This is a genomic window from Zooshikella ganghwensis, assembly GCF_018263875.1.
Classification (GTDB): Bacteria; Pseudomonadota; Gammaproteobacteria; order Pseudomonadales; family Zooshikellaceae; genus Zooshikella; species Zooshikella ganghwensis.
The window spans coordinates 203094-223236 of record NZ_JAEVHG010000003.1; the positions used below are offsets into that span (position 1 = coordinate 203094).

Genomic DNA, 20143 nt, shown 5'->3' on the forward strand with positions numbered 1-20143 from the left:
GGACAGGAAGCAAATTTGAATGACCGAGTTTAACCGTTTAAATCCAGAAGCCATTGCCGCCAATATTCAGCAAGGCTTAAAACAATCAAAACCATTACCAGTGAATCAGTGGCAACCAGCACTTTGTGGTAGCAGTGATATGCGCATTGATTGGCATGGCACTTGGTACTATCGAGATAGTCCTATTCAACGTCCCGCACTGGTTCGGCTGTTTTCTCGGGTGTTACGGCGCGAAGCAGAGGAGTATGTTTTAGTCACTCCCGTTGAAAAACTCACCATTCAAGTGGAAGATGTACCATTTATCGCAGTGATTATGGATAATCAATTACACGGTATTACTCAACATATTAAATTGACCACACAAAGTGGTGATAGCTGCCCTTTATCACCATCAACACGATGGGAAACTCGTGAAACACAAAATGGAGAAGAAATACCTTATTTTGAAGTAAGGGATAATTTATGGGCACGAGTTCATCGCAATGTTTTTTATCAGCTGGTTGCCCTTGGGGAAGAGCATATCGTTGACAAACAACGTCTATTTGGTTTTTGGAGTGACCACTATTTTTTTCCTTTAACCAAGCAGCCTATAAATGATTAATTAATCATGTTATACCCACTGGCGGCACAACTATTAGTAAGAAAATATATACCTCAAATGAAGGATATATTAACGTTATCTTACCTATTTAATAGCTACGTTAATGGCTGTCTTATCAAAACGGAATTTGAATAAAGACTAGGAATAAATACTAGATAGCTTCACAAATACCACAGTAATCGCCTAATCTATTCTCTGAATCGTTTATTTTTCGGGATATGCTTTGGTATAACAATTCTTTTCATTATTTAATGAATGAGAAACAACATTATAAAGGGGGAGCTGATTGAGCGAGGCAATAGCTGAAACAGCACATGAAGCACAAAGTACCGAGGAAGAAACCTTTCTGTTATCTGTGCAAGATCTCTGTGTTGATTTTCAACTGCCAGGTGGCGTGTTTAATGCTGTCAAAGGCATTTCCTTTAACCTGCGTCATGGTTCCACCATGGCACTGGTTGGTGAGTCAGGCTCAGGAAAATCAGTCACCGCCCAAGCCATTCTTGGTATTTTACCAAGCAATGGTGCTATCAGCAGTGGACACATTTTACTTCAGGAACAGCCTTCATCCCCAGCCATCGATATTGCCCAACTTTCTCGCCGCGGGCCTGAGATTCGCTCTATCCGAGGCGGGAAAATTTCCATGATTTTTCAAGAGCCTATGGTGTCAATGTCTGCGATGCACACCATTGGTAACCAGGTCAGCGAAGCCTTAATGCTTCATCGCAACATAAACCATAAAGAAGGACTTAGACTGACACGGGAAATGTTATCTCTGGTGGGTTTTCGCAACTCTGAGCAGGCGATGGACCTTTACCCCTTTGAGCTTTCTGGTGGGTTACGGCAACGCGCCATGATTGCCATGGCTTTGATCTGCCACCCAGTAATCTTAATTGCGGATGAGCCAACCACCGCCTTAGATGTCACCGTACAAATGCAAATTCTGAAGCTAATGAAGCGGTTACAGCAAGAATTAAATATGGCCATTCTTTTAATAACCCATGACCTGGGGGTAGTGGCCAACATGGCAGATGAAGTGGTGGTTATGTACCATGGCCAAGTGGTTGAGCGAGGACCTGTCAGTAATATTTTTCTGAGTCCTCAACATAAATACCTGCGCTCACTGTTTACGGCCATTCCCCGGTTTGGCATGCAACCCGATGAACGCCTCATTCCCATTCGCTCAATTGAAAACTCAGTGGAGCAAGTCGCTGGCGCTTTTGAACCCTGGCCAGAAGAAGCAAAACAAGCAGGTCCTCACCTTAGCATTAAAGATCTCAGTAAAATTTATATCACTCGTAAACAGGGCTGGTTGCGCCGTGGACCTAAACAAGAAATTAAAGCCGTGCTGGATTTTTCGCTGGACATCGGTGTGGGTGAATGTGTTGGCCTGGTAGGCGAAAGTGGTTGCGGTAAATCCACCGTTTCAAAGCTCGTCATGCAAGCAATTTCGCCAACCTCTGGCCAGATCCAATACAATGACCGGGGAAAAATGACTGACCTTGATACGCTGCAAGGCAATCAACTTCAACAGTTCCGCACCAAAATGCAGCTGGTCTTTCAAGATCCATACAGTGCACTCAGCCCACGAATGACCATTCGCGAGATTCTCAGTGAACCGTTCTGCATTCACCAGCAGGGGGATGCCAGTTACCGGGAGCATCGCGTCAAAGATCTCATGACGCTGGTAGGACTTGATCCTGCTTTACTCAACCGCTATCCCCACAGTTTTTCGGGAGGACAGCGTCAGCGTATCAGTATTGCCCGGGCACTGGCGTTAGCACCAGACTTTTTAATTCTGGATGAGCCTGTCTCAGCCTTGGATGTTTCCGTACAAGCCCAGATCCTAAACTTACTAAAAGACTTACAGGCTCAACTACAGCTTACTTACCTGTTCATTAGTCACAACCTGGCAGTGGTGGACTATATTGCCGATCGAATTGCCGTAATGTGTCGTGGTCAACTGGTCGAAATAGCCCCAACCAAAGACTTGTTTTATAACCCCCAACACCCCTACACACAGGCCTTAATGGAAGCAGTACCTGTGCCAGACCTCAATGCACGACTTGATTTTGAACATATGGTAACGCCATTATCCCAGCCTGAATATTGGCCAGCACCCTATACTTTATCGCCCCATATCCCCAATGATCTGGTGGAGATCAGCGATCAACACTTTGTCCGGATGTGTACGGTGAACGACTGATATGAGTAGCTATCACTGGTCTCCATACATCAGTCTTAATAAGCTCTATCCGCACTGGGCTGGCAAGCTCAGCTTTATATGCGGTTTAATCACTTTAGTGTTCAGTGTTTGCCTGCTCGCCAATGACCGCTTGCCTGATATTCCCGCCGTCGTCACCTTTAAAGCCCCCTATAAACAAGGTAAGCCTGGAGGCACCCTGCGAACCTTAATGGCCAAAAGTAAAGATATTCGCATGATGACTGTCTACGGTTACGCTCGGCTAGTAGCGTATAACCAGGACTTTGAGCTTGTACCTGATATTCTGCAGGGTATTAATATTAAAGAAGACCGTATTTTCACGCTTTACCTCCGCCCAGGACATCGCTGGTCTGATGGCAAGCCGTTTACCAGTGAGGATTTTCGCTACTATTGGGAAGATGTCGCCACCAATAAAGAGCTATCACCTTTTGGCCCGCCCATTCAGCTGATGGTCAATGATAAGCCCCCTAAGTTTACTGTGATTGATAAGTACACCGTACGCTATGAATGGGAAGATCCTAACCCCAAGTTTCTAACCGCCTTGGCAGCTCCCAGCCCCTTATTTATCTATATGCCAGCCCACTATCTCAAACAGTTCCACCCCCGTTATACCCAAAAAGAAACACTGGACTTGCTCGTTGAAAAAGCAGGTAAACGAAACTGGCAAGGATTGCACCATAAACGAAGTAACCTGTATAAACAGCAAAACCCCAAATTACCCTCTTTACAGCCTTGGGTGATCAAAACCAAGGGGCCGTCTGACCGTTTTATATTTGAGCGTAATCCTTACTATCATCGTATTGATGAGAAAGGTCAGCAGCTACCCTATATTGATAAAGTCATCATTAACATTGTCAGCAGTGGCTTAATCCCTGCCAAAACCAGGGCGGGGGACAGTGACATACAAGGGCGTTATTTACGCCTGGATAATTACACTTTTTTAAAGGCAGGCGAAAAGCAAGGTAAGTATCAGGTTCGCTTTTGGAAAAATGCCCGTGGTTCACAGGTTGCTATCTATCCCAACCTAAATGCCAATGACCCCGTCTGGCGGAAAATCATGCAGGATGTTCGCTTTCGACGCGCACTTTCAGTGGGCATTAACCGCCATGAAATTAACCAGGTAGTATATTACGGACTTGCTTTAGAGAGTGGTAATACCATCTTGCCTAGCAGCCCCTTATATAGCCCAGAACTAAGTTCGGCCTGGACCCAGTACGACCCCAAACTCGCCAATCAGCTATTAAATGACATGGCACTTACCGCACGGAATGACAATGGTATTCGGCTACTGCCTGACGGGCGCCCAATGGAAATTGTGGTGCACACGGCAGGGGAGTCAACGGAGCAGACCGATGTGCTTGAACTGATCAATGATCACTGGCAGGCCATTGGTATTAAATTACACTCTCGACCGTCACAGCGGGAAGTATTTCGTAATCGGATATTTTCTGGTGAAGCACTAATGTCCGTGTGGGAAGGGCTTGATAATGCACTCCCCACCCCTCAGATGACACCTCGCGAGCTTTGTCCAAGTATGCAGGAACAGTATCAGTGGTCGCAGTGGGGTAAATATTACGAAACGGGTCAAGGTAATCCACCCGACTTACCAAAATTACTGGAGCTCGCCGAATTACATAAAGCATGGGTTAATGCTGATGGTCGCAAACAACGTACCTCCATCTGGCAGACCATCTTGAAGACATACGCTGATCAGGTCTACACCATAGGCACCGTAACGGGCGTATTACAACCCGTTGTGGTCAGCAACCGCTTAGTCAATGTACCAAAGGAAGCTTGGTATAGCTGGGAGCCAGGCGCCTACTTTGGTGTATTTCGTCCGGATACGTTTTGGATTAATGATGAGCAGGAATAAATGCTTATCAAATTGAAAGCAACGGTAGGTTAATTTAACAAAGAGGCCAAAACCGTGTGGGCATATGTTATTCGCCGACTGATATTGATGATTCCAACGTTAATAATTATCAGTATTGTCGTGTTTACTATCATACAGCTACCCCCAGGTGACTACCTGGAGAGCTATATTGCCGAACTGCAAAGTCAGGGGGAGTCTGTTGATAAGCAGAAAATTGCCTTTCTGCGCGAGGAATATGGGCTTGATAAGTCCATGCCTGAGCAATACTTCACTTGGATTACAGGCTTTCTCAAGGGTGACCTTGGTTATTCCTTTGAGTACAACATGCCTGTAACAGAGGTGGTTGGAGACCGAATGTATCTAACCATTCTGGTGTCAACGGTGACCATCATCTTCACCTGGATAATTGCTTTTCCAATTGGCTTATACTCGGCAACCCACCAGTATAGCTGGGGAGACTACGGTTTAACCCTGATTGGCTTTATTGGTCTGGCTACACCTAACTTCCTGTTAGCGCTGGTATTACTTTATCTGGCCAATGTCTATTTCGGTACGTCCATTGGTGGGTTAATGGATGCCCAATACATTAATCAGCCTTGGAGTTGGGATAAGTTTGTTTCTGTATTAGAGCACCTTTGGATCCCGGTTATTGTCATCGGTACCTCAGGAACCGCGGGTATGATTCGCCGGATACGCGCTAACCTTCTTGACGAGTTAAACAAACCGTATGTTGTGACTGGACGTGCCAAAGGGCTTGGAGAAACCAGACTGCTATTAAAATACCCGTTTCGTGTATCACTCAACTTTTTTATTGCCGATATCGGTAATATGTTACCCAGTATTATTTCAGGTGCAGAAGTTGTCGCACTGGTTTTATCGCTGCCGACCACCGGTCCCATGTTATTAAGTGCGCTACAAAGCCAGGATATGTATTTAGCAGGGTCATTCCTGATGTTTTTAGCGCTGCTAACCGTCATTGGTGTACTGATCTCTGATTTACTATTAGCAGTACTCGATCCACGGATTCGGTTAGGGGAGGGGGCTACACGATGAATCGTAATCCTGCAAACCCCCACTATATCTCTATTGAGCCCTACGACCCTAACGCTCTGGAACAAGTAACCAAAGCCCAGGAAAAGTTTTTGCTGGCATCACAGTGGCAACTGATCTGGTGGAAATTCAAGCAGCATAAACTGGCGTACTGGAGTGGGGTGTTTATCGTTTTATTGTACATTTCTATCTTAATTTGCGAGTTTTTAGCCCCCTATAACCTGCATACCCGGAATACTGACCACATATACTCACCGCCACAACCTGTGCACTGGTTTCATGAAGGAGAGTTTATTGGTCCCTTTGTCTACCGCTGGTACAACACGTTAGATATGGAAGTGCTTCAGCGTATTTACCATGAAGACACAAGCCAGGTTTACCCACTGCGCTTTTTCTGCCGAGGGGATGAATATGAATTTTGGGGGCTGTTTACCAGCAATGTACATCTTGTGTGTCCCGCGCCAGATAGCACCTTATTCTTACTTGGCACAGACCGGCTGGGACGAGATATGCTCTCTCGCATAATCTATGGTGCACGAATATCCACCACTATAGGATTAGTGGGTATTACGATCAGTATTGTACTCGGCATTATTTTTGGCAGTTTAGCGGGTTATTACGGCGGCTGGGTCGATAATGTCGTACAACGGGTTATCGAAATGATTCGGTCTTTTCCAGAGCTGCCGCTTTGGATGTCCCTTTCCGCGATTATCCCTGTCACATGGAGTCCTATTTGGGTGTTTTTTGGCATCACCATTATTTTGGCTTTGATGGACTGGACAGGACTAGCCCGAGCGGTACGCTCTAAATTTTTGTCTTTACGAGAAGAAGATTACACCATGGCTGCACAACTGATGGGTGCCAGCACACGTCGTATTATTCGTTGGCATTTACTGCCTTCTTTTACCAGTCATTTAATTGCCTCAGCTACTTTATCCATACCCGCGATGATTTTAGGTGAAACCGCACTGTCATTTTTAGGGTTGGGCTTGCGACCGCCGATTACCAGCTGGGGCGTTTTATTAAGTGAAGCTCAAAATATTAATGTGGTAGCGATTTATCCTTGGCTATTGATGCCGGTTTTACCTGTTATTATCGTTATCTTGGCCTTTAACTTTTTTGGTGATGGCTTGCGTGATGCTGCGGACCCTTACAAAAATTAGACTCAAACCGATTAAAAAATATCGATAGACACTAAAACGTTTTTTACAGCATATAAATAACAACCTGACACATAAAAATTGTCCACTAAATAAAACCGCTTAACACTAGGGCCTATTAAAAGTGGCGAATAAGAGTCAATGGAATGAATCTGGACACGGGCACAGCCATTAGCCAGCTACTTATTAAAGCGGGACTGATTAATGAAAAACAGTTTCTGCATGCAAATCGTGTTCGCAGTAAACTTGCAGAGCATAAAACGCTATTAAATACCATGCTGTCTTTAGAGTACTTTACTGAAGAACAGCTTAATAACGTATTACGCCAAATGAACCTAGAAGTTCGACTCGGCGATTTATTAGTTGAACTGGGTGATATAACGTCAATACAACTGGAAAATGCCTTACGTATTCAGAAAAGCCTGAGCGTTCGCAAAAAACTTGGCGAAATTCTGATTGAACAGCATTACATAAAAGAAAAACGGCTCATTCAAGTACTTTCCTCTCAACTTGGATTTCATTACCTTGATCCAGATTTTAATAAAATTGATAAATCACTGCTTAATGATATTCCCCCTAAACTCTGTGAAGAATATAAATTCATACCTATAAAATCAGACAAAAACATTGTATTTATTGCCTGCTTAGACCCTCGTGATAAAAAGATGCTGCGCGTTGTAAAAAATAGTTTTCATTGCAAGATAATACCCCTCATTTGTTGCCAGGAAGCATTAACAGAAGCAATCAATAAGCTTAGCTATTACAAGAAGAGAAATACTGATTACAAAGAACTCTCAGATGAAAAAATTAGTGTTAATCAAGTAGAAGAAATATTGTATTCTGCCATACAGCTGGATGCCAGTGATATTCATATCGAAACATTAAACGATAAGGTCAGGGTTAGATTTCGGCGAGATGGTGTATTATTTCCCTTCAAGCAATTTGAGAAAGCAAAAGGCCCAAGCCTGATAGGGCGCCTTAAAGTGCTTAGCCAAGCAGATATTGCTGAACGCCGGCGTCACCAAGATGGTAAATTTGAGTTTACCGATCCTTCCAGTGGTGCAGTGATCGATATCCGTTGTTCGTTTTATATTTCAATTTATGGTGAAAAGGTTTGTTTAAGAATACTTAAACGAAAGGCGCTTTTTCTAAATATCAACGAAACAACGATGGCACCTGCCGTTTTAGAAAGATTCAAGCAGGATGCGCTCGATATACCAACAGGTGTCGTCTTAATAACAGGCCCAACTGGGTCAGGGAAAACGACGACGTTATACAGTTGTGTAGATTATTTAAATAATAATGAAGTCAGTATCATTACTGCCGAAGAGCCGGTAGAATATGTGATTGATGGTATTACACAGTGCTCTCTCAACCCCAAGATTGGTTTAACTTTCGAAGAAACACTGAGACACATGGTGCGGCAAGATCCTGATGTCATTGTGTTAGGTGAAATCAGAGACAATCTCTCTGCAGAAGCGGCTATTCAAGCGGCACTAACAGGTCATAAGGTTCTCACCACATTTCATACAGAAGATACCATCGGTGGTTTATTAAGACTCATGAACATGAATATAGAGTCTTTTCTTATTAGCTCAACCGTTATTTCTGTATTAGCACAACGTTTATTAAGGCGAGTTTGTTTGCAGTGTGCGCAACCCTATCAACCAAAACCCCTCGAACTGTTACGATTTAACCTACAGTCCAGTGATCTTCAAAATGAAAATTTTCAAATAGGTAAAGGCTGTGAACAATGTGCTTATACAGGTTATCACGGTCGAATTGGCGTTTATGAATTACTGGTACTCAATGAGCGAGTAAAAGATGCCATACTCTCCAATCGCCCTTCATTTGAAATACGACGAATTAGTATTGAGACATCGGGATTAATTACATTACAAGAAGATGGTATTGACAAAGCCTCGCTTGGTTTGACTACACTATTAGAGGTTCAAAGAATGTTGCCTCATGTAGAAAAGCCTCGTCCTTTACAGGAAATAAAACGGCTAGGACGAAGCTACCTATTGTGAATAGCTTTTTTTGTGAAAGTTTTTTTATAAGGATATTAGTTTAACATGGCGGGCTTTCAATCTATACCTGAAGAAATTGAAAAACGCGCAAGAGATCAACATTTCAAACTGCCTGTTTTTAATCGAGTTGCCATTAAACTACAAAAAACCATCGCCAGTAATAGCAACATGGCACAGGTAGAAAAGCTCATTTTAAAGGACCCCGCGCTGGCCAGTGAAGTGTTACGTGTTGCTAATTCAGCAATGTTTTCTGGTTTAACCAAGTTAGAAAGCATACAACAAGCTTTAGTCCGACTTGGTACTGAACAAGTTTTAAATATTGTTATGGTTACCTCTCAAAAACAAATATTTAAAGCTAAGCATCCCGTCTTAAATAAAATCATGCTGAAGTTATGGCAACATGCATCCGCTTCTGCAGGCGGGTGTCAATGGGTAGCTATAAAATCAGGTTATAAAAAAATAAAAGACCAGGCATTTCTGATTGGTTTACTCCATGACCTTGGCAGCTTGGTGATACTTAAAGTGCTCGACGAAATTTTTCAAGAAGATGATACTTTTGAATTGACTGAGTCTGTTATTATTGAACTCATTAATACCTTACACACTCAATACGGCTCACAAGTAATGGAGTCTTGGGAATTACCCCCTCTATTTTGTCAAATAAGTCGTGTCCATCACCAGGAACACTTTGACCCAAAAAATATTTTACTCATTATCACCAGGCTGGTTGATTATGCCTGCGCTAAAGCAGGTGTCGGAGTAAACAACCAACCCAAGTTAGTTTTAGCAGCACTGCCAGAAGTAAGGCTACTCGGTATCAAAGATGTTTATTTAGCAGAGTTAGAAATCCAGTTGGAGGATTTTGTCGAAGCATTTAGCTAACCTCGGGCTATTGAAAAAATAGCCAAAAGTAGAAAGCCTGTATATGCTTATTCGGCGTATACTATCTAACAATGACTTTTACAGTTTTTTTAAGTCACGGGTGTCTCTATAGCTAAGGCTTTTGTACCAGGAATAAAACTGAGCGTTTTAGTTTTACAGACTTCTCTAGGCTTAATAACAAGTAGTTTATCATACTCTGGATCAGGTAAGTATTTCTTGATCATTTCAAATATTTTAACTTGTGAACCAGGAAGCTGAACAAACCACATAAATGGCATTATTTTTTTTGCACCTAGTTTTTGTAAAACTTCATCCATAGAACAGTAGTCATCTAGCTCTCCGTCATGTAACTCATAAGCAATGTAGTAGATGGCCATCTAATTATCTCCTTACAAAGCATATAGACCCTTCGCTGTGGGAATTTATACTACAAGAATAGCTTATGTTTATCTCTAAAACTAAATTTCCTTTTTTTAACATTTACGTTTTACCTGCTTTACTTAACAAGAAACCAGGCTCTATACCCAAAACGAAGGGTTTTTAGGGGCGGCCGTCAAGCGATGAAGCCCCCGGAGCTTATATTAATAAGTGACTGGGGTGAAGAGCGCTGACAACAAACCCTAAAAATGATTCGTGAAGGGTATATGCTTAACCTTGTTAATTAATACTGGTAATATTTTCTACGTAGCAGCTTTTTTTAAACACCATTTTCTTTTAAGCATAATGGGCAAGGACTTAGAATGGAATCGTCACCTTGGCTTTCTTCGCTATTTATTACACCTGAGTTTCTCACTCAAGTGAGTCAATCTATTGTACGTTTTTTTAGTGCATTACTATTGCTGATTTTTGGCTGGTTTATTGCGCGATTTTTAAAGGACGTTTGTGGCCGTTTAATTGACAATGCAAATCGTTTATTACATCGCCTTTCAGGATCAGGGTCCACTTATATCCAACAGTTACAACCTGTGAGTAGTCGTTTTTTCCCTTTATTAATGTACTGGATCACTATCATAATTTTTATTGGGCTGGCTACCAATGTCTTAGGTATAGCCATTTTTACTAAATGGATAGACGGCTTTTTAGTGTACCTGCCCACATTGCTGGCAGGCATTATCATTATTATTGGTGGGTTTATTTTTGGAGAAATGGCTAGAGAGCTCGCCACCAGTGCAGCACTTGCTGCCAGCCTCAGGCACAGTGACTTATTGGGGCGCATAGCCCAAGTAATGTTAGCCGGTAGTGCTATTTTAATTGGTGCAAGCCAAGTAGGTATTGATGTTTCTTTTGTGGTCAATATAGCCACTGTTGTACTAGCGGCCATCTTAGGTGCTTTTGCATTAGGGTTTGGCTTGGCCACCCCTAAACATGTCAGTAATTTTATTAGTGCCCGATATGTCCACCGACATTACCAGACAGGTGAAGTCATTCAAATTGGTTCACATGAAGGAAAAATTCTAGAAATTACACCTCATGCTGTCGTGCTCGAAACCACTTCAGGAGAGCTACATATACCTGCAAAGTTTTTTACTGAAGAACCTTGCCTAAAATGTGTGGGGGCCGACCAAGTACCTGAAAGTGATAGTGAGGAACCAGCTAATGCAAAGTAAACAGCAGCTGGCATTAACCTATCTTGAACAAGAGCCTTCTGCCGCCGCTAAAATCTTAGAATCCGTAACCGAAGCGGCTGTGGCTGAACTACTTTCTATCGCACCTATATCTACAGCAGCCCAGGTCTTTGAGCAACTGAGCACAGGCAAAGGGATCGCTTGCCTAGACGCCATGGATCAGCAAACTGCCGCACACCTCCTGACACAGTTATCCGCCATGAATGCAGCAACCCTACTTAAAGGGGTACCACAATCAAAAAGGAAAACAATCTTACACCAGATTCCAACATTAAAAGCTCAGGCAATCCAGATCCTGCTGGCTTACCCTGCAAACGTCGTGGGTGCTTGGATGAATCCAGAAGTTTTGACTTTACGAAACACCCATACTGTGGCAGATGCTCTACAACAGTTAAAGTCCTTTCAAGGCAATATACCTCACCGGTTATTTATCCTTGACCGTAGACGACGCTTAGTGGGGGTTATTTCAGCAACAGATATCATGGGTTTTCCAGAGAGCAGGTTATTAAGTGATTGTATGGCTACCAAACCAGCAGCATTACAATCTCGATTGCAGCTCACCCTGGCCCAACAACATGCTGACTGGGGGCATTCTATCGTAATGCCTGTCGTCAATAGGCACAGTGAATTTATTGGTGTGCTCAATTACAGCACGTTAAATGCAGCGATAGAACAATTGAAAAATATGCCTGACAAAACCATCAAAGTATCCCAAGTGGATAATAGTTTAGGGTTATTGATCAGTGATAGTGTCACCGGCGTGTGGCAAGCACTTCGTGATGCCTGGAACCTTAGCAATAGGGAAGAGAAAAATGGTCGACGTTAGCCAGACTTCAGATACACCAGTTGACAATATCGCTATAACCCGTCTAAGCCAACGCTTTCTACAGGATTACCCCAGAGAAGCTGCTAATGTATTAGAATCCTATACGCCAGAAGAAGCTGCACACCTGCTCAGTGAATTACCTGCTTCCTCCCTTATTCGCATATGGAGCTTCTTTCCACCTCACTATGCTGATCAAATGCTGCCTTTACTTAATGACAGTGCCCAAAAAAACCTGCTGCTAGCAATGGACTCTCCTGACTGCGCACAAACACTTAATCGACTATCTCATGAAGATAAAAAACGCTGTCTTGATAACTTACCTGAAGATTATGCTAACGACTTAAAAAACTTATTAGCTTATCCAGAGAGAACTGCAGGACAAATGATGGATCCACGTGTCATCCGCTTACTTCCAGAAAGCACTGCTGACGATGCGCTTAAGCTATTACGGCAACAAAAGCATAAACCGATCAGAAAGGTTTTTGTTGTTGATAATACACAACAGTTATTAGGTATAGTGGATATTACCGCATTAGCGTTAAGTGAGGGGAGTGAATCCGTTCAACAATTAGCTTTGCCTCCTAAAGCCCTTATTTCACCCTTTGATTCTCTTGATGAGGTTGCTGAGCAGCTGACTCAATTTAAATTAGAAACTCTGCCTGTGGTTGATATCAATGGCAAACTTTTAGGTGCCATTCAACATCCCTCATTATTACGAACCTTGCAAGATAACTCCTTAACAGATATACAAGCAATGGTTGGGGTCAGTAGAGATGAACGTGCATTATCAAAAGCTTTTTTTGCCATCAAAAAAAGACTACCATGGATGGAAATCAACCTTGTTACTGCCTTTGTAGCCGCGGCTGTTGTCGCTATTTTTGAAGACACTATTGCAAAATTTACAGCACTTGCCGTGCTGCTCCCTGTCGTCGCAGGCCAATCAGGCAATGCCGGCGCTCAGGCTCAAGCAGTAACCATTCGAGGCCTGGCTTTGAAGGAAATCACCGTTAGAAATTGGTCAAGGGTTTTATTTAAAGAAATTAATATTGGCGTGGTAAACGGTATTGTCATTGCCTTAACAACAGCAATCGGTGTGTACTTTTGGAGCAGTAGCATGGGACTATCATTAGTGATCGCTATCGCAATGGTTATTTCAATGGTAATGGCTGGTATGTCAGGCGCTATTGTACCCATAGTACTCACCAAGCTAGGCCTAGATCCAGCTCAATCCTCTTCCATTATTCTAACCACAATTACTGATATTGCAGGCTTTATGTCATTCCTTGGCATTGCCACCATACTGTCATCGTTATTATAAACAAGGCGTTATCTTCGCAGGGCAATTGCATATAATTCGCTTTTGCCCAAAATTTAGATAACACCCCTCGGAAATCCTATCCTCAAGGCTTGTTTGCCGCTTCCTTGCGGCAAACAGTTCGACATATGTTACCCATCTTTTTCTTCTTACAGGCCACACATCAAAATATCATTAGTATTTATGCTTTAAAGAGGTAACGTCATATCAACTGAAATAAATAATCAGCAATGTATTTATGGGTTTCAGTCATATAATGCCAGTGATCAAACCAAAACCATCCATTTTCTTTTGGATAGTATTTTGTATCTCGCCATGGAGTCGTCGTATTCTCGAACTTTTTAGCGATTTCTGTTAAAGCAACGTTGGCGTCAAACAGTAAAATATTTGTCGATTGTTGATGACTATTAAGTTGGTTAACGGTGTTTTTAATGAGATGATTAAATTTAATATACTGTTCAGTGGCTGTATCTTTTTTATCTTTATAATATTCATACCATTCATACTGCTTATCGGTATAACCCGGTGAAACCACTGTAGTGTTCAAGTTCCACACGATTATGTTTTTGATCCCCTTTGCTGATAATTGCTTTAAAGCGTTTTCAACATTAGCTGATACTTGTTCTGGAGTAATTTTCTTATCTGGGTCGTGTAGATCATTAGTACCAATTTGAACTATAGCGAGTGTTTTATTTAAAGGTGTTGTTGGACGATAGTTTTTAACTTGCCACAATAGCCCAGACCAGTCACTGGCATTTGTATTATAGTTTCCCCTGCCAGAGGTAGCACCACTCCAAGCTCTAACATCAAGGGTTTTTACTGCCATTAGCCCAGCAAGATATTCTGGCCATACCTTACCATTAGAGTTTCGTAAAAAACCGTTCCCATCATCAATACCGTTATCAGAAAGGCTATCACCAAATACAACTAAATGTTGATAGTTTTCTGCCTTGGATATAGTTGGCACCAAAATAAATAAAGCAAAGAATAATAAGACAGAAATAACACGTTTCTTGGTTTCAAGTAATAACTGCATTTCTTACTCCTTATATAACACTACTTCAGACATCACCATTAAAACACTAAAGGTATACCCAATACGAATGGTTTTTAGGTGCGGCCATCGAGTGACGAAGCCCCATGAGCCTATATTAATAGGTGATTGGGGTGAGGAGTGAAGATAACAAAACCTAGAAATCATTCGTGAAGGGTATATACCCATAGCGAAGAGTTTTTAGTAGGGCAAGTTTAATATGTTAAAACTAGCGATAGCAGCTACGTGATCAATAAACAACCTATCATAATTAGTTTTTGTCTTTAAGTTACAAACGTAAGCAGTAAGTTTAAAATACACCTATCCAGTAATATCAAATGTAATAATACTATGAATGAAATCATTACCGAAAATAAGCTTATCGTTTCAATCCTGCTGATCATAATGGCTATTGCTATACGGTGGATTGCTGTAAAACATCTTCGTAATATGCCGTCCGGCGAGGATGAACTACCAAGGCGCTGGATTAATGGTATTAGAAATGGCTTAACGACACTTGTTGCCGTTGGATTAATCATCATCTGGCTATCAGAGTTAAAGTTTGTAGCACTCTCCATTGCTACATTTACCGTAGCGCTAATTATCGCAACACGGGAGTTTATTCAATGTTTTATAGGCACAATTTACCTCACCAGTACTCGGGCTTTTGCGATCGGCGATTGGATAAAAGTGGGTAGTCATTGCGGAAAAGTTGTGAGCAGTGACTGGTTAACCACTAAGTTACTAGAAATTGACCTTGAATCAATGAGCTATGCTTACACAGGAAAAACCATCGTTATTCCTAATAATCAACTGATTTCATCGCCCGTTTATAACCTCAATTTTATGCGTCACTATGTCATTCATTCCTTCTCAATTATTCGTGATGCTGAGCCTGTCAATGTCTATCACGCAAAAGAGTTTATTTTAGCGAAAGCGAAAGTATACTGCGAACCCCACGAAGAGTTAGCTAAAAAATATGAAAAGCTGCTTGAAAAGCGTCTTGGGGTTGAGCTACCTGGTCCTGAAGCCAGTGTTCGAGTTACCACCACAAGCTTGGGTAAGAATCAATTTACCGTTAGCATTTTTTGTGCAACCAAAGAAGCAGCAACCATTGAGCAAAAGTTAACCGAAGATTTTATGAGTTACTGGTATGCTGAAATAGCACATTTAAAAGCAAATCAAAATCTACCAGAACAAAGCACACTTGAGGAGAATGGCACAGAAGCTAAAACCTAAATTCTGTCATTTTCCGACAGTTTAAGCTCTTTTTCTAAGCGGTGAGCGACTTCCTCAGGTGAACCAGTGTATCTTGCCAGCAAATTATACGCCACAGGCACTATAAACAACGTGAAAAAAGTCGCTACCATAATACCAAAAAACAAGGTAATACCTATAACCTGGCGTGTTTCAGCACCCGCACCAAAGGAAATAATTAGTGGAATAGCCCCCGCCGTTGTGGTAATACTGGTCATCATGATAGGGCGAAGCCGTACTTGGGCTGCATGAATGATAGCCTCTTTCACCGAAGCGCCTTTGTCTCGTAACTGATTAGCAAACTCCACCATAAGAATGCCATTTTTAGCCGCCAGTCCAATTAACATAACCAGTGCTACCTGGCTGTACAGATTAAGGGTATTACCTGTAATCCATAACCCAAGCAGACCTCCGGCAATGGCTAAAGGCACAGTCAGTGTAATAATAAATGGGTCAATATAGCTTTCAAACTGCGCGGCAAGCACTAAAAACATCACCAAAATACCTAGTCCAAAGGTAAAGTAGCTAGCACCACTCGATTTTTGGTAATCCTGAGATTGGCCCTTATAGTCAATGATTACTGTGTCTGGTAAATGTTCGCGCACTAAACGTTCGAGGTAGAAGAGGGCATCGCCTAATAACAAATGATCCTCTAAATTAGCATCAATGGTAATGGCTCTAGTTCGATTAAAGCGATTAAGCTTTTTAGAACCCGCATATTCTTCTAAAAGTACTAAATTCGACAATGGAATCAGTTCATTGGAACGTTCTGACCTAACATAGATATTCGTTAAATCATTTGGCGTATTTTGTTGATCACGTTTACCCTCAACCAGCACATCATATTCTTCACCTTCTTCAATATAACTTGTCACTTTTCGCGAAGCCAGCATCGTTTCCAACGTGCGCCCAATGTTTTGAATAGAAACACCTAACTCCGCAGCTCGCTGATAATCAATTCGCACAAAAACCTGAGGGCTGGTTTCTTTAAAGTCACTGTCAATACCAATAAGCCCGGGGTTTTCCTTCGCAATTTCCTCAAATAAAATATTTCTCCATTTGACCAGTTCATCATAGGTAGCCCCTCCCAGAACAAACTGAATGGGTTTACCGGTTCGACTTCGAATACCTTGACGCATAATCGGATAAATCGTCACCCCCGCAAGATCAGTTGTTGTTTTCCGTACCTCCGCCATAATCTGCCAAGCTGAACGGCGCTGTGCCCAATCAGCTAACACAATAATCACAAACCCTGAGTTAAAGCTGTCTCTAGGTGTACGAACCAGTAGTCGTTGTACTTCTCCATTTTCAACTAAGGGTAACAAACGACGTTCAATTTCATCCATATATTCTTTCATATACGCATAAGTAGCACCTTCAGGGCCATTCACTAATAGAAAAAAAGCACCTCTATCTTCTTTCGGTATATATTCTGTGGGTATGTGCTTTGTTAAAAAAAACGACATGCCCACAATACTTAAAAAAAACATCATCACAATGTATGGCTTATTAATACAGATTACCAATCCACGCTGATAATGATGCTTAACCCGACTAAAAAAGTGATCAACTGATTTAACCAATCTACCGGTATTGTTTACTGGTTTTAATATTTTTGACGCTAATACAGGAGAAAGCGTAAGTGCAACCAAACTGGAAAAAACCACTGCCGCACTAATCGTTAATGCAAATTCAGAAAATAATCGCCCAATATCACCTTTTAAAACAGAAATTGGAGCAAATACCGCTAATAATACAAGGGTTGTCGCAATCACTGCAAACCCTACCTGTCGTGTGCCTTTAAACGCAGCAACCAATGCAGTTTCATTATGTGAATCCATTCGTCGCTGAATATTTTCCAGTACCACAATAGCATCATCCACCACTAACCCTATTGCCAATACAAGGGCGAGTAACGTCAGTAAATTAACGGTAAATCCCATGGCCATCAGAATAATAAATGTAGCAATTAATGAAATGGGTACCGTAACTGCGGGAATAAGTGTGGCGCGTATGCTGCCTAAAAATAAATACATGGTTAAAACAACCAACCCCATTGCAATCACCAGCGTCTTGTATACTTCTAAAATAGCCGCCTCGATAAAAACAGATGAATCATAACTGTTGTGAATATACATCCCCTCTGGCAACCTTTTATTAAGCTGTGTTGCTTTTTGGGTAGCGGCTCGGGCAACATCAATCGTATTCGCGGTAGATTGTTTAGTGATGCCAATACCGACCATATTTTCACCGTTGCCACGAAATGACGTGCGATAATCAATGGTACCTTTTTCGACAGTAGCCACATCTCCCAAACGCACCAAATAGCCATCAGGTCCTCGGGCCACAACCAACTGCTTAAAATCATCAGGAGTCAAAAAAGCACGCTTTAAACGTACTGTAAACTCTTGATTTATTGACTCGATATTACCAGCAGGTAATTCAACATTTTCTGCGCGTAATGCCTGCTCTACATCACTTACCGTTAAGTCGTGAGCTGCAAGCTGAGTTCTATCAAGCCAAACCCGCATGGCAACACTTTGTCCTCCTCCCACACGTACACGTCCAACGCCTTTTATAATAGAAAACCGGTCAATTAAATAACGTTCAGCATAATCCGTCAGTGCAGGCACAGAAAGACGGTCACTGGTTAGATTAAGCCACATAATGACATCTTCATTGGAATCCACTTTTTCAATATCTGGCAGTTCGGCCTCCGGCGGGAGGTCATCCAAAATACGGGATACTCGGTCCCGGACATCATTCGCAGCAGCATCAATATTTCTGTTTAAGTTAAATTCGATATTTATTTGTGATCGACCATCACTGCTATTTGATTCAATGAAATTAATCCCTTCTAATCCTGCAATTCTGTCTTCTATTAACTGAGTAATACGGGTTTCTACAATATCTGCAGCCGCGCCAGGATAACGGGTATCAACGGACACGATAGGTGGGTCAATATCTGGATATTCTCGAAGTGGCAAGCGCTCAAAGGCAATAATACCAAATGCCACTAGCAGTAAAGAAATCACTGATGCAAAGACCGGTCGCTTGATACTGATATCAGAAAGGAGCATGGCAGCTTTACTCTCGTTTAATAATTGAAATGGCACTGCCATCATTCAGGCGCATTACTCCATGGGTCACCACCCATTCCCCTGGAGCCAATCCTGACTCCACGACAATAGCACCGGGTGTACGCGCACCAGTCACCAGCTTGCGTTTCTCTACCACAGAAGGTTCTTCCAAAGCCTTAACAACAAATGCATACCGGTTAAACCCTTCCTGCACTAAAGCCTCTTCAGGTAACATTAATTGTTGCTGCACAGGGGCACTTAAACGCACCGTCATTAACATTCCAGGCTTTAACTGTCGTGTATCATTTGGTAGCAAAGCACGAACAATAATTGAACGAGTGACTGGATTAATTCGTGAGTCAACACTGACTATTTTTCCATTGTAATTTTTTTCAAGCAGACTTCTTGACCTAGCCTGAATCTGCAACCCCGGCTGCAAAATATCTAAAAATAAAGCAGGTACAGCAATATCAAGCTTCATCACCCGGTCATCATCGAGAGTCGTTATGGGGTCACCCGGTTCAACAAGCGAACCCACACTGATATTGCGTAAACCAACAACCCCAGAAAAAGGTGCAATGATAAGCCGATCGGCCAGACGAGACTGGGTAGCTTGCAACTTTGCTTGAGCTGTTTCATAAACCACACGTCGTTGATCTAACAACGATTTCGATACTAGGTTTGACTTCACCAGAGCCTGTACACGCTTAAATTGACGCTCAGCCTCATCAAGTGTAAAACGCGCTTCTTCTAATAATGCGTGTTCTTCTGCACTGGTCATTTCCACTAAAATGTCACCGGCTTTCACTCGCTGGCCATCATTAAAGTGAATAACGGTAATGGTTTCTGTTACGGCAGATGAAAGGACCAGTGCTTCATTGGCCCGTAACGTACCCAATGCTTCAATCTGCTCAGCAAAAGGTTCAAGTTTGACGTTAGTAATAAAAACAGGAATCGTTTTTGGGGCAGCGTATACCAGTAGTGGCAGCCAGGTTAGCAAAATACTATTAACCCAAACGCTAAAACGCATCGTTTGACATCCTTAGCAAAGGTCTGATTGCACCCTAAAAAATAATCCATTACTTTTATAAGTTAGTGAATGAAAACGATAACACCAACAATTTTATGTAATGTCACGATGTAAAATGGTTTTAATGCATCGGTTATCTAGCCGTTATATATAAACTTAT

Annotated in this window: 15 protein-coding genes; 11 read left to right on the forward strand and 4 right to left on the reverse strand. The window is 42.1% G+C overall.

What is annotated here, in order from left to right; genetic code table 11:
• Positions 1–19 precede the first annotated feature (19 nt).
• From KHS79_RS06905 to KHS79_RS06935, 7 genes are all read left to right on the forward strand, one after another.
• The gene (locus KHS79_RS06905; protein WP_094787444.1) at positions 20–601 is read left to right on the forward strand and encodes a DUF1285 domain-containing protein; all 582 of its coding nucleotides are present in this window, start codon (positions 20–22) and stop codon (positions 599–601) included.
• 286 nt (positions 602–887) lie between these two features.
• Complete coding sequence (locus KHS79_RS06910; RefSeq protein WP_233468294.1) at positions 888–2804, forward strand: ABC transporter ATP-binding protein; 1917 nt, start codon at positions 888–890, stop codon at positions 2802–2804.
• A 1-nt stretch (position 2805) separates the two neighbouring features.
• The gene (locus KHS79_RS06915) at positions 2806–4695 is read left to right on the forward strand and encodes an ABC transporter substrate-binding protein (RefSeq protein WP_212717813.1); all 1890 of its coding nucleotides are present in this window, start codon (positions 2806–2808) and stop codon (positions 4693–4695) included.
• 54 nt (positions 4696–4749) lie between these two features.
• Complete coding sequence (locus tag KHS79_RS06920; protein ID WP_027708040.1) at positions 4750–5748, forward strand: ABC transporter permease; 999 nt, start codon at positions 4750–4752, stop codon at positions 5746–5748.
• The gene (locus KHS79_RS06925) at positions 5745–6908 is read left to right on the forward strand and encodes an ABC transporter permease (RefSeq protein WP_212717816.1); all 1164 of its coding nucleotides are present in this window, start codon (positions 5745–5747) and stop codon (positions 6906–6908) included. Before KHS79_RS06920 ends, KHS79_RS06925 begins: the two co-directional genes overlap by 4 nt.
• Before the next feature lie 143 nt (positions 6909–7051).
• A complete protein-coding gene (locus KHS79_RS06930; protein ID WP_212717819.1) occupies positions 7052–8935 on the forward strand; it encodes a GspE/PulE family protein in 1884 nt (627 codons plus the stop codon).
• A gap of 45 nt (positions 8936–8980) precedes the next feature.
• Entirely contained in the window at positions 8981–9817 is an 837-nt protein-coding gene (locus KHS79_RS06935) for an HDOD domain-containing protein (RefSeq protein ID WP_212717821.1), read from the forward strand.
• A gap of 89 nt (positions 9818–9906) precedes the next feature.
• On the opposite strand, the gene KHS79_RS06940 is transcribed toward KHS79_RS06935, so the two are convergent.
• Positions 9907–10194, reverse strand: coding sequence for a hypothetical protein (locus KHS79_RS06940; protein ID WP_212717823.1), 288 nt, complete (start codon positions 10192–10194; stop codon positions 9907–9909).
• Between the two features lie 363 nt (positions 10195–10557).
• Between KHS79_RS06940 and KHS79_RS06945 the strand changes: the two genes are divergently transcribed.
• From KHS79_RS06945 to mgtE, 3 genes are read left to right on the forward strand one after another with little or no spacing between them, the layout of a single operon-like run.
• A complete protein-coding gene (locus KHS79_RS06945) occupies positions 10558–11424 on the forward strand; it encodes a mechanosensitive ion channel family protein (protein ID WP_212717824.1) in 867 nt (288 codons plus the stop codon).
• On the forward strand, positions 11414–12268 hold the full coding sequence (locus KHS79_RS06950) for a magnesium transporter MgtE N-terminal domain-containing protein (RefSeq protein ID WP_212717826.1): 855 nt from the start codon (positions 11414–11416) through the stop codon (positions 12266–12268). Before KHS79_RS06945 ends, KHS79_RS06950 begins: the two co-directional genes overlap by 11 nt.
• Positions 12255–13586: a magnesium transporter gene (mgtE, locus tag KHS79_RS06955; protein WP_212717828.1), complete on the forward strand. Its 1332-nt coding sequence runs from the start codon at positions 12255–12257 to the stop codon at positions 13584–13586. The genes KHS79_RS06950 and mgtE overlap by 14 nt, the downstream gene beginning before the upstream one ends.
• Positions 13587–13785: 199 nt before the next feature.
• Here the strand turns inward: mgtE and KHS79_RS06960 are convergent, their stop codons facing one another.
• Positions 13786–14619: an SGNH/GDSL hydrolase family protein gene (locus tag KHS79_RS06960; protein WP_212717830.1), complete on the reverse strand. Its 834-nt coding sequence runs from the start codon at positions 14617–14619 to the stop codon at positions 13786–13788.
• A gap of 348 nt (positions 14620–14967) precedes the next feature.
• Between KHS79_RS06960 and KHS79_RS06965 the strand changes: the two genes are divergently transcribed.
• The gene (locus KHS79_RS06965; protein ID WP_212717832.1) at positions 14968–15855 is read left to right on the forward strand and encodes a mechanosensitive ion channel family protein; all 888 of its coding nucleotides are present in this window, start codon (positions 14968–14970) and stop codon (positions 15853–15855) included.
• On the opposite strand, the gene KHS79_RS06970 is transcribed toward KHS79_RS06965, so the two are convergent.
• The gene (locus KHS79_RS06970) at positions 15852–18953 is read right to left on the reverse strand and encodes an efflux RND transporter permease subunit (RefSeq protein WP_212718120.1); all 3102 of its coding nucleotides are present in this window, start codon (positions 18951–18953) and stop codon (positions 15852–15854) included. The genes KHS79_RS06965 and KHS79_RS06970 overlap by 4 nt on opposite strands.
• 7 nt (positions 18954–18960) lie before the next feature.
• Positions 18961–19983 carry an efflux RND transporter periplasmic adaptor subunit gene (locus KHS79_RS06975; protein ID WP_212717834.1) on the reverse strand — a complete coding sequence of 341 codons (1023 nt, stop codon included), beginning with the start codon at positions 19981–19983 and terminating at the stop codon, positions 18961–18963.
• Positions 19984–20143 lie beyond the last annotated feature (160 nt).

Excerpts from the sequence above, each read along its gene's own strand:
- KHS79_RS06905 (WP_094787444.1), top strand. The coding sequence starts at position 20 with ATGACCGAGTTTAACCGTTTAAATCCAGAAGCCATTGCCGCCAATATT.
- KHS79_RS06915 (WP_212717813.1), top strand. The coding sequence starts at position 2,806 with ATGAGTAGCTATCACTGGTCTCCATACATCAGTCTTAATAAGCTCTAT.
- KHS79_RS06925 (WP_212717816.1), top strand. The coding sequence starts at position 5,745 with ATGAATCGTAATCCTGCAAACCCCCACTATATCTCTATTGAGCCCTAC.
- KHS79_RS06930 (WP_212717819.1), top strand. The coding sequence starts at position 7,052 with ATGAATCTGGACACGGGCACAGCCATTAGCCAGCTACTTATTAAAGCG.
- KHS79_RS06935 (WP_212717821.1), top strand. The coding sequence starts at position 8,981 with ATGGCGGGCTTTCAATCTATACCTGAAGAAATTGAAAAACGCGCAAGA.
- KHS79_RS06940 (WP_212717823.1), bottom strand. The coding sequence starts at position 10,194 with ATGGCCATCTACTACATTGCTTATGAGTTACATGACGGAGAGCTAGAT.
- KHS79_RS06945 (WP_212717824.1), top strand. The coding sequence starts at position 10,558 with ATGGAATCGTCACCTTGGCTTTCTTCGCTATTTATTACACCTGAGTTT.
- KHS79_RS06950 (WP_212717826.1), top strand. The coding sequence starts at position 11,414 with ATGCAAAGTAAACAGCAGCTGGCATTAACCTATCTTGAACAAGAGCCT.
- mgtE (WP_212717828.1), top strand. The coding sequence starts at position 12,255 with ATGGTCGACGTTAGCCAGACTTCAGATACACCAGTTGACAATATCGCT.
- KHS79_RS06960 (WP_212717830.1), bottom strand. The coding sequence starts at position 14,619 with ATGCAGTTATTACTTGAAACCAAGAAACGTGTTATTTCTGTCTTATTA.
- KHS79_RS06965 (WP_212717832.1), top strand. The coding sequence starts at position 14,968 with ATGAATGAAATCATTACCGAAAATAAGCTTATCGTTTCAATCCTGCTG.
- KHS79_RS06970 (WP_212718120.1), bottom strand. The coding sequence starts at position 18,953 with ATGCTCCTTTCTGATATCAGTATCAAGCGACCGGTCTTTGCATCAGTG.
- KHS79_RS06975 (WP_212717834.1), bottom strand. The coding sequence starts at position 19,983 with ATGCGTTTTAGCGTTTGGGTTAATAGTATTTTGCTAACCTGGCTGCCA.